Source organism: Murinocardiopsis flavida (genome assembly GCF_003014485.1).
GTDB classification, from domain to species: domain Bacteria; phylum Actinomycetota; class Actinomycetes; order Streptosporangiales; family Streptosporangiaceae; genus Murinocardiopsis; species Murinocardiopsis flavida.
Genome location: NZ_PYGA01000008.1, coordinates 205,080 through 221,522, shown reverse-complemented (window position 1 = coordinate 221,522; position 16,443 = coordinate 205,080). Strand labels below are relative to the sequence as shown.

11 protein-coding genes are annotated in these 16,443 nt (G+C 71.4%); 7 read left to right on the top strand and 4 right to left on the bottom strand.

Going from position 1 to position 16,443, the window contains the following annotated elements; genetic code table 11:
- Nucleotides 1-40: 40 nt before the first annotated feature.
- From glgP to CLV63_RS13620, 3 genes are all read right to left on the bottom strand, one after another.
- Complete coding sequence (gene glgP / locus CLV63_RS13630; RefSeq protein WP_106583354.1) at nt 41-2,668, bottom strand: alpha-glucan family phosphorylase; 2,628 nt, start codon at nt 2,666-2,668, stop codon at nt 41-43.
- A gap of 129 nt (nt 2,669-2,797) precedes the next feature.
- On the bottom strand, nt 2,798-4,078 hold the full coding sequence (gene codB / locus CLV63_RS13625; RefSeq protein ID WP_106583353.1) for a cytosine permease: 1,281 nt from the start codon (nt 4,076-4,078) through the stop codon (nt 2,798-2,800).
- A complete protein-coding gene (locus CLV63_RS13620; protein ID WP_106583352.1) occupies nt 4,075-4,572 on the bottom strand; it encodes a nucleoside deaminase in 498 nt (165 codons plus the stop codon). Before CLV63_RS13620 ends, codB begins: the two co-directional genes overlap by 4 nt.
- Before the next feature lie 635 nt (nt 4,573-5,207).
- On the opposite strand from CLV63_RS13620, the gene CLV63_RS13615 reads away from it, so the two are divergent.
- From CLV63_RS13615 to CLV63_RS13590, 6 genes are all read left to right on the top strand, one after another.
- Entirely contained in the window at nt 5,208-7,202 is a 1,995-nt protein-coding gene (locus CLV63_RS13615; RefSeq protein WP_106583351.1) for an alpha-1,4-glucan--maltose-1-phosphate maltosyltransferase, read from the top strand.
- Between the two features lie 96 nt (nt 7,203-7,298).
- A complete protein-coding gene (gene treS / locus CLV63_RS13610; RefSeq protein ID WP_394339769.1) occupies nt 7,299-9,161 on the top strand; it encodes a maltose alpha-D-glucosyltransferase in 1,863 nt (620 codons plus the stop codon).
- Between the two features lie 3 nt (nt 9,162-9,164).
- A complete protein-coding gene (locus CLV63_RS13605; protein WP_106583350.1) occupies nt 9,165-10,637 on the top strand; it encodes a maltokinase N-terminal cap-like domain-containing protein in 1,473 nt (490 codons plus the stop codon).
- Between the two features lie 95 nt (nt 10,638-10,732).
- Nucleotides 10,733-12,940 (top strand): 1,4-alpha-glucan branching protein GlgB, encoded by a 2,208-nt coding sequence (glgB, locus tag CLV63_RS13600; protein ID WP_106583349.1) that lies wholly within the window; start codon nt 10,733-10,735, stop codon nt 12,938-12,940.
- Between the two features lie 259 nt (nt 12,941-13,199).
- Nucleotides 13,200-14,051 carry a DUF5753 domain-containing protein gene (locus CLV63_RS13595; RefSeq protein WP_106583348.1) on the top strand — a complete coding sequence of 284 codons (852 nt, stop codon included), beginning with the start codon at nt 13,200-13,202 and terminating at the stop codon, nt 14,049-14,051.
- An 11-nt stretch (nt 14,052-14,062) separates the two neighbouring features.
- Nucleotides 14,063-14,266, top strand: a complete 204-nt coding sequence (locus CLV63_RS13590) for a DUF397 domain-containing protein (RefSeq protein ID WP_106583347.1) — start codon at nt 14,063-14,065, stop codon at nt 14,264-14,266.
- 74 nt (nt 14,267-14,340) lie between these two features.
- Here CLV63_RS13590 and CLV63_RS13585 read toward each other — a convergent pair whose 3' ends face one another.
- A complete protein-coding gene (locus CLV63_RS13585; RefSeq protein ID WP_106583346.1) occupies nt 14,341-15,009 on the bottom strand; it encodes a hypothetical protein in 669 nt (222 codons plus the stop codon).
- A 138-nt stretch (nt 15,010-15,147) separates the two neighbouring features.
- Here CLV63_RS13585 and CLV63_RS13580 point away from each other — a divergent pair, with 138 nt between their 5' ends.
- Nucleotides 15,148-16,392, top strand: coding sequence for a glycoside hydrolase family 18 protein (locus CLV63_RS13580; protein ID WP_106583345.1), 1,245 nt, complete (start codon nt 15,148-15,150; stop codon nt 16,390-16,392).
- The last annotated feature ends 51 nt before the right edge of the window (nt 16,393-16,443 follow it).

Genomic DNA, 16,443 nt, shown 5'->3' with positions numbered 1-16,443 from the left:
GGGCCCCGCGGCGCGGGCGGTGCCGCGGCACCGCCCGCCGTCAGCGCAGCACGATCCCCTCGGCCATGCTCTCGGGCGGCTCGGGGACCACGACCAGGCCCATCTCGGCGGGGTTCGAGAGCATCGGGTGGCTCGGCAGCACCCGCAGCGTGTACCCGCAGGTGCCGGCGCGGTCGAGCGGCATCGACCCGGTGTAGCGGACGAGGGGGCCATCGCGCACGGCGTCGTCGGGGTCGAGCCGGGCGAACACGGGGTCGCTGAGCCGCTGGGCGGTGTCGACCCGGCCGAGCGCGATCTCCACGCAGACGTCCGCGGGGTCGAGGTCGCCGAGGACCAGGGTGGCGCGGACCTTCAGCTCCCCGCCGACCTGCGGGGGTTCTTCGACCCCCACCACCTCGACGTGCTCGATGTGCACGCCGGGCCAGGAGCGGACCACCCGCTGCTTCCACGCGGCGAGTTCGCGGACGCCTTCGGGGCCGTCGGCCGTGAGGCGCCGGGAGGAGTCGGCCGCGCCCTGGTACAGCTCGGTGACGTAGTCGCGCACCATCCGGGTGGCGAGGACCTTGGGCCCCAGCGAGACGAGGGTGTGCTTGACCATCTCCAGCCAGCGCTTGGGCAGCCCGGAGTCGTCGTGGTCGTAGAACAGCGGCATGACCTGCTCCTCGAACAGGTCGTAGAGCGCGGCGGACTCCAGGGCGTCGCGGCGGTCGGGGTCGGCCACGCCGTTGGCGGTGGGGATGGACCAGCCGTTCGACCCGTCGAACCACTCGTCCCACCAGCCGTCGCGCACCGACAGGTTCAGGCCGCCGTTGAGCGCCGACTTCATCCCGGAGGTGCCGCACGCCTCCAGCGGCCGCAGCGGGTTGTTCAGCCACACGTCGCAGCCCTGCACGAGGGAGGCCGCGAGGCCCATGTCGTAGTCGGGCAGGAAGACGATGCGGTGCCGGACGTCGGCCTCGTCGGTGAAGCGGATGATCTCCTGGATGAGGCGCTTGCCGCCTTCGTCGGCGGGGTGCGCCTTGCCGGCGATGACGATCTGGATGGGGTGCCGCGGGTGCCGCAGCATGGCCCGCAGCCGGGCGCGGTCGTGCAGCATCAGGGTGAGCCGCTTGTACGACGGGACCCGGCGCGCGAACCCGATGGTGAGGATGTCGGGGTCGAGGACGTCGTCGATCCAGCCGAGTTCGGCGTCGCTGGCGCCCCGGTGCCGCCACGACGCGCGCAGCCGGTCGCGCGCGTCGTCGACGAGGCGGCCGCGCAGGGTGCGGCGCATCTCCCACAGCTCGCGCTCCGAGGCGCCGGTGACCTTGCGCCAGCCGTCGGGGACGAGGAACTCCTCGGAGTCGGCGACCAGCCGGCCGGCGAGCTCCTGCGCCTCGTCGGCGATCCAGGTGCGGGCGTGGACGCCGTTGGTGACGGAGGTGATGGGCACCTCGGCGGCGTCGAAGCCGGGCCACAGGCCGCGGAACATCTCGCGGCTGACCTGCCCGTGCAGCCGGCTCACCCCGTTGACCCGCTGGGCCAGGCGCATGCCCATGACGGCCATGTTGAACACGCCGGGGTCGCCGTCGGGGTAGTCCTCCTCGCCCAGCGCCATGATGCGCTCGACGGGCACGCCGTCGATGGCGGTGTCGCCGCTGAAGTGGCGCCGCACCAGGTCGCGCGGGAAGCGGTCGATGCCGGCGGGGACCGGGGTGTGGGTGGTGAACACCGTGCCCGCGCGGGTGGCCTCGACGGCCTGGTCGAAGCCGAGCTCGCCCGCCGCGACGTACTCGCGCACGCGTTCGAGGCCGAGGAACCCGGCGTGCCCCTCGTTCATGTGGCAGACCTCGGGCGCCGGGTGCCCGCTCACGGCGCAGTAGGCGCGCACGGCGCGGATGCCGCCCACGCCGAGCAGCAGCTCTTGGCGGAGCCGGTGCTCGTTGCCGCCGCCGTAGAGGCGGTCGGTGACGCCGCGGAGTTCGAGGTCGTTGTCCTCGTGGTAGGCGTCGAGCAGCAGCAGCGGGACGCGGCCCACGCGCACGACCCACACGTGCGCCGTGAGCGTGCGGTCGTCGGGGAGTTCGAGGGCGATGCGGACCTGGGCGCCGTCGGAGTCGCGCAGCCGGCTCATGGGCAGGCTGTGAGGATCGATCTCCGGGTAGTCCTCCAGCTGCCAGCCCTCGGGCGACAGGGTCTGGGAGAAGTAGCCGTGCCGGTAGAGCAGCCCCACGCCGATGAGCGGCACACCGAGGTCGCTGGCGCTCTTGAGGTGGTCGCCCGCGAGGATGCCGAGCCCGCCGGAGTACTGCGGCAGGGTGGCGGTCAGGCCGTATTCGGCCGAGAAGTAGGCGACGGCCCGCGGCGGCTCCGGCCGTGCCGGGTCCTCGCCCAGGCCCTGGTACCAGCTGGCCTCGGACAGGTAGGAGTCGAGGTCGGCGGTCGCGGCGTCGAGCCGCGCCCGGAAATCGGGGTCGGCCGCGAGGACGGCGAGGCGTTCGCCCGACACCTCGCCGAGCAGCCGGATGGGGTCGCGGTCGACGGCGGCCCACAGCCGGGGGTCGACGGCGGCGAACAGGTCGCGGGTCGCCGCGTGCCACGACCACCGGAGGTTCGCCGCTAGTCGGCCCAGGGGGGCGAGGTCGTCGGGGAGGACGGTACGGACGGTGAACCTTCGGATCGCCTTCACGCAGCGTGAGATTAGCCAATGTGGCCGCGCGGCGCCAGCATTCCGGGATTTCGGCCCGGATTGGCGGCGAAAAGAACCGATCCGGCCGGCGCCGGGGCCGGCGGTGCGGCCGTGCCGCACCGCCGCCCGTCAGGAAGCCGCGGACCTGCGCAGACCCGCCACCGCCGCCCCGCCGAGCGCCGCGAGGACGATCCCCACGAGCGGCGGGATGAACCAGCCGGCCTCGCTGCACCACCACGCCGCGCCGCACGCCACCGCGTACACGGCGAGGGCGTCCCAGCGCACGGCCGGGATCGACGCCGGGTCGGCCGGGGCGGTGCGGCCGCGCAGCAGGAAGTCGCCGATGATCACGCCGCCCAGCGGCGGGATGAGGATGCCCAGCCAGGTCAGGTAGGCGATCAGGTGGTCGTAGATACCGGTGGCCGCCAGCGCGGTCCCCGCGACGACGCACACCACCACCCACGGGCGGCGGGAGCGGCTGTTGAAGATCTCCGCACCGGCCACGCCCACCGCGTAGGCGGCGTTGTCGTTGGTGCTCCAGATGTTGGCGATGAGCAGCACCACGGCCCAGAACACCAGGCCCATGCCGAACAGCACCTCGACGAAGTCGCCCTCGCCGAACGCCAGCGCCCCGATCGCGCCGCAGAACAGCATCAGCAGTTCACCGGCGAAGAACGCGACGGCGCACGCCCAGAACCCCGCTGAGGGTGTGGCCGCGAACCGGGTCCAGTTGGGCGCCTGGGTGCCGCCCGAGGCGAAGGTGCCGACGATGATGGTGACGGCGGCGGTCACGGTCATGGCCTCGTCCGGCACGATCGCGCTCAGCCCGGCGTAGCCGCCCGCCTCGGTCCACGCCGCCCAGCACACCCAGGCGCACAGCACGAGCAGCAGCGGCACGGCCACCAGGGACAGCCAGTACATCGCCTGGTAGCCGAGGTAGGCGCTGACGCCCATGGCGGCGCCGCACACGACCATGACCAGGGGCGCGGCGTAGGGGGCGTCCCAGCCCGCCGCCTTCGACACCAGCAGCCCCGCGGTGGCGATCGACACCCCGTACCAGCCGATCTGGGTGCCGCCGAGGAGCACCGACGCGAACTTCGCCCCTCCGGTGCCGAGGGTGGAGCGGGACATCATGACGGTGGTGAGGTTGGTCCGCGCGCCGATCCAGCCGAGGACGGCGACGTAGCCGCCCAGCACCAGCGAGCCGAGGAGCAGGACCCCCACGAGTGGGCCGAACTCGAACGCGGCCCCGACCTGCGCGCCGGCCAGCATCACCGGGGTGAACAGCGTGAAGCCGGTGAGCACCACCATCAGCGAGAACAGCGACTTGCGCGCGTGGGGCGGGACCGGCTCGATCGGGTAGTCGGGGTCGGGGGCGGCGTCCTGCCGCGCCGTCTCGGGCTCGCTCACCCGGCGTCCCGCCCGCCGGCCGGGTCGACTCCGATGTCCTCGTTCCACAGGTCGGGGCGGGCGTCGATGAACGCGGCCATCATCGCCGTGCACTCGGGGTCGTCGAGCAGCACGACCTCGACCCCGTTCTCGGCGAGCCAGTCGTGGCCGCCGTGGAAGCTGCGCGCCTCGCCGATGACCAGCCGGGAGATGCCGAACTGGCGGACCAGCCCGCTGCAATACCAGCACGGCGACAGGGTGGTGACCATGGTCGTGCCCGCGTAGCCCCGCTGCCGCCCGGCGTCCTTGAACGCCGCGGTCTCGCCGTGGACGGAGGGGTCGTCGTCCTGGACCCTGCGGTTGTGTCCGCGGCCGAGGACCGTGCCGTCGGCGCCGATCAGCGCGGCGCCGATGGGCACCCCGCCCTCGGCGGCGCCGGCGCGCGCCTCGGCGACGGCGACGGCCAGCCAGTCGGTGTACCGCGTGGTACCGGTCTCGGGCACGGTCTCCCCCATTGCTTCGACAGTTCGCACGCGGGCCCGGGAGAAACCGACAATCGACGCAAACTCCACGCAGAGCCCGGACGACTCTACCCGCTCCGCCCGGCCGGACCCGCCCGGACCACGGTGTGCTCCGGCGCAGCTCCGGCGGGGTCCGCCCCGGCCCGGTCCCCGGCCCGTACCGGCGGCATGTGTAATCCGCCGCCCCTCGGGCAGTAAAGCGATCCACAAACCCGGCAGGATCCGACCGGCGACCGATACGTTCCGTTGACGAAGAATGGCCGTCCGGCGGCGGCGCCCGAATTCCGGGAATTCCGGGCGAACCGGCCGCGCGGCCGACGCCAAGCCGTGCCCCGTCCGCCCCACGACCCCCTCATTGCGCAGGTCAGCACGGTAGTCTGTGCCTGTGAGGACAATCACAAAAAGACCTGTGGCCGGACTGTCGGAGATACGGCCGTCGCGGCCGACGATAGACAGGAGAACGTATTGGCGGCGGGACGCGATTTCCGGCCGGTGCGTGTTCCCCCTGATGCCCGACACCGTCCCGCAACCGCCGTTGTGAACCACGCTCCGATGGTCCCCGGCCGCCCGCCGGGAAGCCGTCGATTCCCCGTGCACGCCGCTTCGACCTGGACAGTCATGGTGCCCTTGTGATCGGACGCTTTCCCATTCTCGACGTCGCCCCCGAGGTCTCTCCCGGCGTCGCCAAGGCCGCCGCCGGCGAGACCTTCCCCGTCAGCGCGACCGTGTTCCGCGAGGGGCACGACTCGCTCTGCGCCGGGGTGGTCCTCTACGATCCGCGCGGCCGCCGCCGCCCGCTGGTCCCCATGCGCGAACTCGCCCCCGGCACCGACCGCTTGGGCGCCGACGTCACCGTCACCTCCGAGGGGCGCTGGTCGTTCGTTGTCGAGGCGTGGAGCGACCCGTACCTGTCCTGGTGCCACGACGCCGAGATCAAGATCCCGTTGGGCCAGGACGTCGAGCTGATGTTCGCCGAGGCGGCCCTGCTGTTCGAGCGCATGGCCCGGCGGGTGCCCCGGCGCCCCGCGTTCGCCCGGCTCGCCGAGCGGCTGCGCGACGACGCCCTGCCGGCCGGCGAGCGGCTCGCCCTCGCGACCTCCGCCGAGGTCGCCGCCGACGTCGCGGCCCGGCCGCTGCGCGACCTCCTCACGCGCTCGCGCCGGTACCCCGTGCAGGTCCACCGCAGGCGGGCGCTGTTCGGGTCCTGGTACGAGTTCTTCCCGCGGTCCGAGGGCGTGGTCCTCGACGGCGGGCCCGACGGGGCGTCCGCCGAGGCGCGCTCGGGGACCTTCGCCGCCGCGGCGAAGCGGCTGCCCGCCATCGCCGAGGCGGGGTTCGACGTCGTCTACCTGCCGCCCATCCACCCGGTCGGCTACTCGTTCCGCAAGGGCCGCAACAACACGCTCACCCCCCGACCCGGCGAGCCCGGCTCGGTGTGGGCCATCGGCTCGCACGAGGGCGGGCACGACACCGTGCACCCCGACCTCGGCACCATCGACGACTTCGACGCGTTCGTCGCCGAGGCCGCCGCGAACGGCCTGGAGGTCGCCCTCGACCTCGCGCTCCAGGCGTCGCCCGACCACCCGTGGGTCGCCGAGCACCCCGAGTGGTTCACGGTGCGCGCCGACGGTTCGATCGCGTACGCGGAGAACCCGCCGAAGAAGTACCAGGACATCTACCCCGTCAACTTCGACAGGGACTTCGCCGGCATCTACAGCGAGGTGCTGCGGGTGGTCCGGCACTGGATGGCGCACGGGGTGCGGATCTTCCGGGTGGACAACCCGCACACCAAGCCGGTGCGGTTCTGGGAGGCGCTGCTCGCCGAGATCGCCCGCACAGACCCCGACGTGCTGTTCCTCGCCGAGGCGTTCACCCGCCCCGCCATGATGCACACGCTCGCCAAGGTCGGGTTCCACCAGTCCTACACCTACTTCACCTGGCGCAACACCCGAGAGGAACTGGAGGAGTACCTGCGGGACCTGAGCGGCGACACCGCCGCCTACATGCGGCCCAACTTCTTCCCCAACACGCCCGACATCCTGCACGCCTACCTCCAGCACGGCGGCCGGCCGGCGTTCGAGATCCGGGCGGTCCTCGCCGCCCTGCTTTCACCGACATGGGGCATCTATTCGGGGTACGAACTGTGCGAGGACCGGGCAGTGCGCCCCGGCAGCGAGGAATACCTCGATTCAGAGAAATACCAGTACAAACCGCGTGACTGGGCGGCGGCCGAGGCCGCCGGAATGACGATCACGCCGTTGATCCGCACGCTAAACTCGCTGCGTCGCGGCCACCCCGCCCTTCAGGAACTCCGCAATCTGCGGTTCCACGACGCCGACCGGCCGGAGATGCTGTGCTTCTCCAAACGGCTGCCCGGAGCGGGCGGCCGGGAGTCCGACGACGTCGTCCTGGCCGTCGTCAACCTCGATCCGCACCACGCACACGAGGCGACGGTACGGCTCGACTTGAACGCCCTTGGATTCTCCCCCGGTGACCAGATCACCGTGGAGGACCAATTGTCGGGCGCCCGCTACCAGTGGGGCGATGCCAATTACGTCCGGCTCGATCCCCACGCGCAAACAGCACACGTATTCACCGTCCATCCCGCCGGAACCGCCTCCTAGGACCCTGGGGACGCTTCGGCTCTCGCAGCGGACCGGACCCCCTGCGCGCCGCAAGGGCGAACGGACTGACAAGCCAACCTGGTGGAGCAGTACATCGTGACCACTCCCGAGCCGGCGTCCGGCGCCGACCCCACGCCCCTCGTGGCCGTTCCCGACACGTTCAGCCACGAGCAGCCCCGCAATCCCCACTGGTACAAGCACGCGGTCTTCTACGAAGTCCTCGCACGCGGGTTCTACGACTCCAACGGCGACGGCACCGGCGACCTCCGCGGCCTGATCGACAAGCTCGACTACCTCGAATGGCTGGGGATCGACTGCGTCTGGCTGCTCCCGCTGTACGAGTCGCCGCTGCGCGACGGCGGCTACGACATCTCCGACTACATGAAGATCCTGCCGGAGTTCGGCCGGCTCGCCGACTTCGTCGACCTCGTCGACCAGGCGCACCGCCGCGGCATCAGGGTCATCGCCGACCTGGTCATGAACCACACCAGCGACCAGCACCCGTGGTTCAAGGCGTCGCGCGAGGACCCCGACGGCCCCTACGGCGACTTCTACGTGTGGTCCGACAACACCGACGCCTACCCCGACGCCCGCATCATCTTCGTCGACACCGAGCAGTCCAACTGGGCCTACGACGACGTGCGCGGCCAGTACTACTGGCACCGGTTCTTCTCCCACCAGCCCGACCTGAACTTCGAGAACCCCGCGGTCCAAGAGGCCATCATGGAGGTCCTGCGGTTCTGGCTGGACCTCGGCATCGACGGCTTCCGGCTCGACGCCGTGCCCTACCTGTACGAGCGCGAGGGCACCAACTGCGAGAACCTCAAGGAGACCCACGAGTTCCTGAAGCGGGTGCGCGCCGAGGTCGACCGCATCTACCCCGACCGGGTCCTGCTCAGCGAGGCGAACCAGTGGCCGTCCGACGTCGTCGACTACTTCGGCGACTACGCCACCGGCGGCGACGAGTGCCACATGAACTTCCACTTCCCGCTGATGCCGCGCATGTTCATGGCGGTGCGCCGCGAGCAGCGGTACCCCATCTCCGAGATCCTGGCGCAGACCCCGGCGATCCCGCAGAACTGCCAGTGGGCGATCTTCCTGCGCAACCACGACGAGCTGACCCTCGAAATGGTCGACGACGAAGAGCGCGACTACATGTACTCCGAGTACGCCAAGGACCCGCGGATGCGCGCCAACGTCGGCATCCGGCGCCGCCTGGCCCCGCTGCTCGACAACGACCAGAACCAGATCGAGCTGTTCACCGCCCTCCTCCTGTCGCTGCCCGGCTCGCCGGTGCTGTACTACGGCGACGAGATCGGCATGGGCGACAACATCTGGCTGGGCGACCGCGACGGCGTGCGCACCCCCATGCAGTGGACGTCGGACCGCAACGCCGGGTTCTCGCGGTGCGACCCGGCCCGGCTCTACCTGCCGCTGATCATGGACCCGATCTACGGCTACCAGGCGCTCAACGTGGAGGCGCAGCGCGAGAACCCCGGGTCGCTGCTGAACTGGACCCGCAAGATGATCCAGATCCGCAAGCAGCACGCGGTGTTCGGCACCGGCGAGTTCACCGAGTTGCACGCCAGCAACCCCAGCGTGTTCGCCTTCGTGCGGGAGTTCGGCGACGACCGGATGCTGTGCGTGAACAACCTGTCGCGTTTCCCGCAACCCGTCGAACTGGACCTGCGCCGCTTCCGCGAGGTCACCCCCATCGAGTGCATGGGGGGCGTCCGCTTCCCCGCCATCGGCGAACTCCCCTACCTGCTCACACTCCCGGGGCACGGCTTCTACTGGTTCCAGCTGCCCCTGGTGGACGCCGAGTCGTCCGACCCGCCGCGTGTGACCGAGAACACAGCGGGAAGGGCCACGGTAAGCGCCCCCCGGCCGGCGGAGGCGCCCCCCGGCCCGGGCAGAGCGTCCGCGGGACCCTCCGGCGAGCAGGCGAGGAAGCGGTAGCACATGACCCAGCTTGAGGACCTTCTGGCAGCGTGGGTGCCGAGGCAGCGGTGGTTCGCGGGGAAGGGGCTGCCGGTCGAGGCGCTGCGGATCGAGTCGGCGCACACCGTGCTCGACCGCTCCGACAGCGGCGGCCCGGAACTCCGGATCCTGGTGGTCGCGGTCAGCCAGCGCGGCGAGACGGCCCGGTACCAGGTGCTCCTCGGGCTGCGTCCCGGAACGACCCTCGACGCCGACCTCGCGCACGCGGCCATGGGCGTCTGCGCCGCCCCCGGGCGGGGGTCCGGGCCGGGGTCGGCGACCGTCGTCGCCTACGACGCCGCGCACGACGCCGAGCTCACCTCGCACCTGCTGGCGCGCATCGCCGCCGACGACGGCGCGGGCCCGGTGGGCTTCCGCCGCATCGGCGGCGCACCGGTGCGCACCGGGCTGCGCAGCATCGCCATGACCGCGGAGCAGTCCAACACCACCCTCGTCTTCGGCGAGGAGTACGTGCTGAAGATCTTCCGCAGGCTCTGGCCGGGGAAGAACCCCGACCTGGAGCTCACGACGGAACTCGCCGGGTCCCGGCACGTCGCGCCGGCGCACGGCTGGATCGAGGCGGGGGTGCGCGCCGACGGCGCGGTCCCCGAGCAGCGCGGCACCGGACCGGCGCCGGCCGAGGGGGCCGACCCGCGGCCGCGGCCGGGCCCGGCGGTCCCGACCACACTGGCGATGTTGCAGCGCTACCTGCGCAGCGCCACCGACGGCTGGGTGCTCGCCGCCACCAGCGTGCGCGACCTGTACGGCTCGCCGGGCGCGGCACCCGAGGAGGCCGGCGGCGACTTCTCCGGCGAAGCCGCCCGCCTGGGCGCGGCGACCGCCTCGGTGCACCGCGCGCTCGCCCGCGCGCTGCCGACCGATGTCCTGGCCCCCGACGACGTGCGCCTGCTCGCCGCGGCGATGGAGCGGCGGCTCGACCTCGCCGTTGTCGACGTCCCCGAACTGCGCCCCTACGCCGCGCCGTTGCGCGCCGCGTTCCAGGCGTTCGCCGACCTCGACGACCCGCTGCCCGTGCAGCGCGTGCACGGCGACTACCACCTGGGCCAGGTGGTCCGCACCGACACCGGCTGGATCCTGCTCGACTTCGAGGGCGAACCCGCGGCGCCGGTCGAGGAGCGCCGCCGCCTGTCGAGCCCGCTGCGCGACGTCGCCGGGATGCTCCGATCCTTCGACTACGCGGCCCGCCACCAGCTCATCGGCCACATCGACGAGGAGGCCCTCGCCGGACCGGCGCGCGCGTGGGCGCAGCTCAACCGCGACGCGTTCAGCGCCGGCTACGAGGACAGCGGCGGTGTCGCCCCGGAGAAGCACCAGGTGGTGCTGCGCGCGTTCGAGTACGACAAGGCGGTCTACGAAGTGCTGTACGAAGCGCGCAACCGCCCCGCGTGGCTGCGCGTGCCGCTCGACTCCATCGCGGCGCTGGCAGCGGGCTGAGCGCCGATGACCCGCACGGCGCCACCGCACCGGCCCGGCCCCGCGCCGCACGCCCCACCGCCCCCGAACCTCGCTCCGACGCATCCGGGATTCCAATGACGGACACGCTCCTTTCCGAGATCGACCGGCTCGTCCAGGGCCGCCACCACGACCCGCACACCCTCCTCGGCGTGCATCCGGGGGCAAGGGGGACGGTGCTGCGCGCGCTGCGGCCCATGGCCTACTCGGTGCACGCCGTCCTCGCCGACGGCGGCCGGGTGGAACTGCCGCACGTGCACAACGGCCTGTTCGCCGCCGCGCTGCCGAAGGCCGCGGACGACCACGCGCCCGACTACCGCCTCGCCGTCCGCTACTCCCCCGACGGCCCCGAGACCACGGGCGACGACCCCTACCGCTTCCTGCCCACGCTCGGCGGCCTTGACCTGCACCTGCTCGGCGAGGGGCGGCACGAGGAGCTGTGGCGGCACCTCGGGGCGCACACCCGCGGCTACCCCTCCGTCATGGGCGAGGTGACCGGGACGTCCTTCGCGGTGTGGGCGCCCAACGCGCAAGGGGTCCGGGTCGTCGGCGATTTCAACCACTGGGACGGGACCGCGCACCCGATGCGCTCGCTGGGCTCCAGCGGGGTGTGGGAGCTGTTCGTGCCCGGTATCGGCGACGGCACGCTGTACAAGTACCAGATCCTCGGCGCCGACGGGGCCTGGCGCGACAAGGCCGACCCGCTGGCGTCGGCGACCCAGGTCCCGCCGGACACCGCCTCCGTGGTGTTCACCTCCGGGTACCAGTGGGGCGACGACGACTGGCTGACCCAGCGCAAGGCGCTGGAGCTGCACCGCAGCCCCATGAGCGTGTACGAGGTGCACCTCGGCTCGTGGCGGCCGGGGCTGTCCTACACCGAGCTCGCGAGCGAACTCGTCGCCTACGTCGGCGAGATGGGCTTCACCCACGTCGAGTTCATGCCGGTGGCCGAGCACCCGTTCGGCGGGTCGTGGGGCTACCAGGTCACCTCCTACTACGCGCCGACCTCCCGGTTCGGCTCCCCGGACGGGTTCAGGGCGCTGGTCGACGCGCTGCACCGGGCCGGTATCGGCGTGCTGCTCGACTGGGTGCCCGCGCACTTCCCCAAGGACGAGTGGGCGCTCGCGCGCTTCGACGGCACCGCGCTGTACGAGCATCCCGACCCGCACCGGGGCGAGCACCCCGACTGGGGCACGATGATCTTCAACTTCGGCCGGACCGAGGTCCGCAACTTCCTGGTCGCCAACGCGCTGTACTGGCTGGAGGAGTTCCACATCGACGGCCTGCGGGTCGACGCGGTCGCCTCGATGATCTACCTCGACTACTCGCGGGAGTCCGGCGAGTGGTCGCCCAACGCCTACGGCGGCCGCGAGAACCTTGAGGCCATCGACTTCCTCAAGGAGGTCAACGCCACGGCCTACCGCCGCAACCCCGGTGTCACCGTGATCGCCGAGGAGTCCACGGCCTGGCCCGGCGTGTCCCGGCCCACCGACTCCGGCGGCCTGGGGTTCGGCTTCAAGTGGAACATGGGCTGGATGCACGACAGCCTCGCCTACCTGCGCAATGAGCCCATCCACCGGCAGTACCACCACAACGAGATCACCTTCTCGATGGTCTACGCGTTCAGCGAGAACTACGTGCTGCCGCTGTCGCACGACGAGGTGGTCCACGGCAAGGGCTCACTGCTGTACAAGATGCCCGGCGACGACTGGCAGCGCCGCGCGAACCTGCGGGCGCTCTTCGGGTACATGTGGGCGCACCCGGGAAAGCAACTGCTGTTCATGGGCGGCGAGTTCGGGCACGGCGACGAGTGGTCGCACGACGACGGCCTCCAGTGGTGGCTGCTCGACCACCCCGGCCACCGGGGCGTGCGTGCGCTGGTCGCCGAGTTGAACCGGGTGTACGGCGGTACCTCGGCACTGTGGTCCCGCGATTGCGACCCCGGCGGGTTCACCTGGCTCGACGGCGGCGACTCCGCGGGCAACACCCTGAGCTTCCTGCGCAACGGCGAACCCCGGCCGGGCGGCGGCCCCGACGTCCTCGCCTGCCTGGTGAACTTCGCCGGGACGCCGCACGCGGACCGGCGGATCGGCCTGCCGACCACCGGTGTCTGGACCGAGGTGCTCAACACCGACGCCGCGGACTTCGGCGGCAGCGGGGCCGAGCGGCCCCGCGAGGTGCGCGCCGAGGCCGTGCCGTGGAACGGCCAGCCGGCCTCGGCCGTCCTCACCCTGCCGCCGCTGGCGACCGTATGGCTGGTTCCGGGGGACGGCGGCGCGCGGTGACGGTCCCGCCGAAATGCCGGTGACGGGGCGGTTCGGCGCAGCATCGCCGTGCCCGCCCCCCGCCGCACTGCGGGATGTTTCGCCACGTGGGCCCTTTGCGGTGGGTTCGTGGGGCCGAATAGGGCTCATGGACGGATTTCGGAAAAACTCTGCGTGACCGCATCCCCACCCGTCATAGTGAAGAGCGTCAACCCCGTCAGTATCCTCGGCAGCTAACTCCGGTTACTTGCCGAATGGACGATTCCCCCTAGGTGACTCCATGGCAACCGGAAGCCCTACTGTCGCGCTCTGGCAGCTCGCCCGCGAGCTCACCCGGCTGCGCGAAGGGCGCGGTCTGCGACGCACCGACGCGGCGCGGCTGATCGAGGTCAGCAACGCCGCCGTCGGACGTTGGGAGGCGGCCGAGCGGGTGCCGAGGGAGAAGGACCTCAAGCACCTGCTCCGGTCCTATGAACTCACCGAAGGGGAGATCGCCGACCTCGTCGAACTCCGCCGCCAAGCGGGCAAGCGGGGCTGGTGGCAGCCCTTCGACCTCGATCAGCGCTATGGGACCTTCATCGGACTGGAAGCCGCGGCGAGCGGCATCGAGACCTTTGAGAACAGCCTGATCACGGGGCTTCTACAGACCGAGGACTACGCGAGGGAGACCATCCGGGGCACCGCTCCGCGCGGCGGCGGCCCGGACCTCCACCTGGATCAGCAGATGGAGGCGCGCCTGGCGCGCCAGCAGCGGGCATTCGTCCACGACGGCCCCGACATCTGGGTGGTCATGGGAGAGGCCGCCCTGCGGCAGCGGATCGGAGGGGCGAAGGTCCTCCGGGAGCAGCTGAAGCACCTGCTGGAAGCGATGGAATGGCCGAAGCTGAACATCGCGGTCATCCCATTCGGCGCCGGGGCTCATGTCGGCCTGTGCATGCAGACCTTCATGATTCTGAGATTGAAGAGTGTCGGACTGACGACCGTTTACATCGAGGGAGAGCGAAGCAACCTCTTCCTCGAAAACGAGGAGGACATCGCCCAGCACGAGTCGATTTTCAATCTGCTCCGGCTGGCCGGTGTAGGGGGAGACCTCCTTCGCAATCTGCTACTCGAAATCATCAGTGAACTCTAGGGGGAGAACACGTGACGACCGAAACGGGATCGAAGCTCCGTAAGGCCTGGCGGACGGCCAGCTACAGCCGCAACCAGACCGCCTGCGTCGAGGTCGCCGACTTCACCGGCAACCACGGAGTACGCGATTCCAAGAACCTGAACATCCCGGCGATGTTCTTCACGCCGGAAGAATGGTCAGCGTTCGTCAAGGCAGTGAAGCTCAACGAACTGTAGCGCCGAACAACCGAACAATTGCTGTATCCGCCCCGGCGATCCCTGCGATCCCCGGGGCTCCTGGCGTCCGGCGGCTATTTCTTGTACGCGGTGATGTCCATCGACTTCGCGATGGCGTCGTAGACCTTGGTGAACCGGGAGTCGACCGACTGCACGTACACCGCGACGTCGCTCTGCGGCAGGTACCACAGCCGCACCTCGAACACGTCGTCGTTCTCGCACGTGACCGTCCACGCCGCGTGATGCGACTTCAGGCCGTCGGCGTGCGTGGTGAAACCGCCGGTGTCGAGCTTGGCCTTCGCGACCCCGACGTCGCCCTTCTCCATGGTGCCGGGGCTGCGGCAGGTGTCGGGCGCCGCCGCCCAGCCGTCTTTGTCTTCGTGCGCTTTGCCCTTGCGGGGCCACTTCGCGGGGTCGTTCTTCGCGGCGTGCGGCCGCACCTCCACGGAGCCGAACCCGCAGCCCTTCTCGCCCGGAGGCCGCATGCACAGCCGGCCGTCCTTCTCCTCGGCCTCCCAGTCGTCGGGGACGTTGATCTTGACGCCCTGGATCTCGGCCGGGCGGTAGCCCTTCGGCGCGGGTGCCTCCGCCGCGGCGACGGCGCCGCCGTAGGTGGAGTCGGGGGTCGGGGCGGTCGCCGCCTCGCCGCCGCACGCCGTCGCTGCGAGCGCGAGCACCGCGAACGCGGCGGCAGCGGACCACCGGAAACGGGTGGTCCGGCGCCGAACGGGCCTGCCAGACATGCGATTCCCCTCCTCGTGAGCCTTGACCTCACCGACGATAGCGGGCGAATCTGGCTTTCCGTACCCGACGGCGGGGCCGCCGTGCGAGCGGCCCGTGATCCCAGCGCGAGAGGACCCCCGGTGCGCAGGAAAGCCCGAGTGCAGGACAGCGGACCGCCGAGACCCCCGGTTCCCGACGGGAACCGCCGATCGATCGGCTACTTCCCGCAGTGGGCCATCTACGACCGCAACTACCTGCCGCGCGACGTGCACACCAGCGGGCAGGCGGCGTCCCTCACCCACCTCATGTACGCCTTCGGCGAGCTCGACGCCGGCGGCCGCTGCGTCATGACCGAGGACGCGACAGGCGACCCGTGGGCCGACTACCAGCGGCGGTTCACGGCGGCCGAGAGCGTCGACGGCCGCCCCGACCGCTACGACCAGGCGCTCGCCGGCAACTTCAACCAGCTGCGCAAGCTCAAGGCGCGCTACCCGCACCTGCGGCTCTGCGTGTCCTTCGGCGGCTGGAACGCGTCGCGCTACCTGTCCAACGCGGCGCTGACCGAGGAGTCGCGTGCCGCGTTCGCCGCCTCGCTGGTCGAGCTGTACTTCGACGGGCACCTGCCCATCCTGCCGGGCGAGCCGCAGGGCGGGCCGGGCACCGCGGCGGGGCTGTTCGACGCCGTCGACTTCAACTGGGAGTGGCCGGCCACCGAGGGCAACCCGCACAACGTGAACCGCCCCGAGGACCGCCGCAACTTCACGCTGCTCCTCGCCGAGACCCGGCGCCGGCTCGACGCGTTCACCGAGCGGACCGGCCGGGCCGCCCAGATCAGCGCGTCGCTGCCGGCCGACCCCCGGCGCGCCATCGCGGGGATCGAGCCGGAGGTCTTCCGCCACCTCGACTTCGGCATCGTGCAGGGCTACGACTTCAGCGGCGACTGGGACCTCACCACCAACCACGCGTCGCAGCTCTACACGCCCCCGGCCGACCCTTCGCCCGACCGGCTCAGCGTCGACGCCGGGGTGCTCTGCTACCTGGAGATGGGGGTCTCCCCCGGGAAGCTCGTGGTGGGCCTGCCGGGGTTCGGCCGCGGCTGGCACGGGGTGCCGAGCGCCGACCACGGGCTCTACCAGCACGCGAAAGCGGTCGCCGCCGGGGTCTGGGAGCCGGGTGACGAGGACTACCGGACGCTCGCGCGCCGGCCCGGCGAGCGGTTCCGCGACACCGAGTACGGCGCGCTGTGGCTCTACGACGGCGACGAGTTCTGGAGCTACGACGACCCCGAGCAGATCCGGCGCAAGCTCGCCTACGTCGTCGACCTCGGCCTCGGCGGGCTGAGCCTGTGGTCGCTCGACAACGACGACGCCGAGGCGTCTTTGGTGCGCGCCATGCGGCACTGAGCGGTGCGCGGCGGGGCCGCACGCGGTCCCGGCGGCGGGGGGCCGCGGACA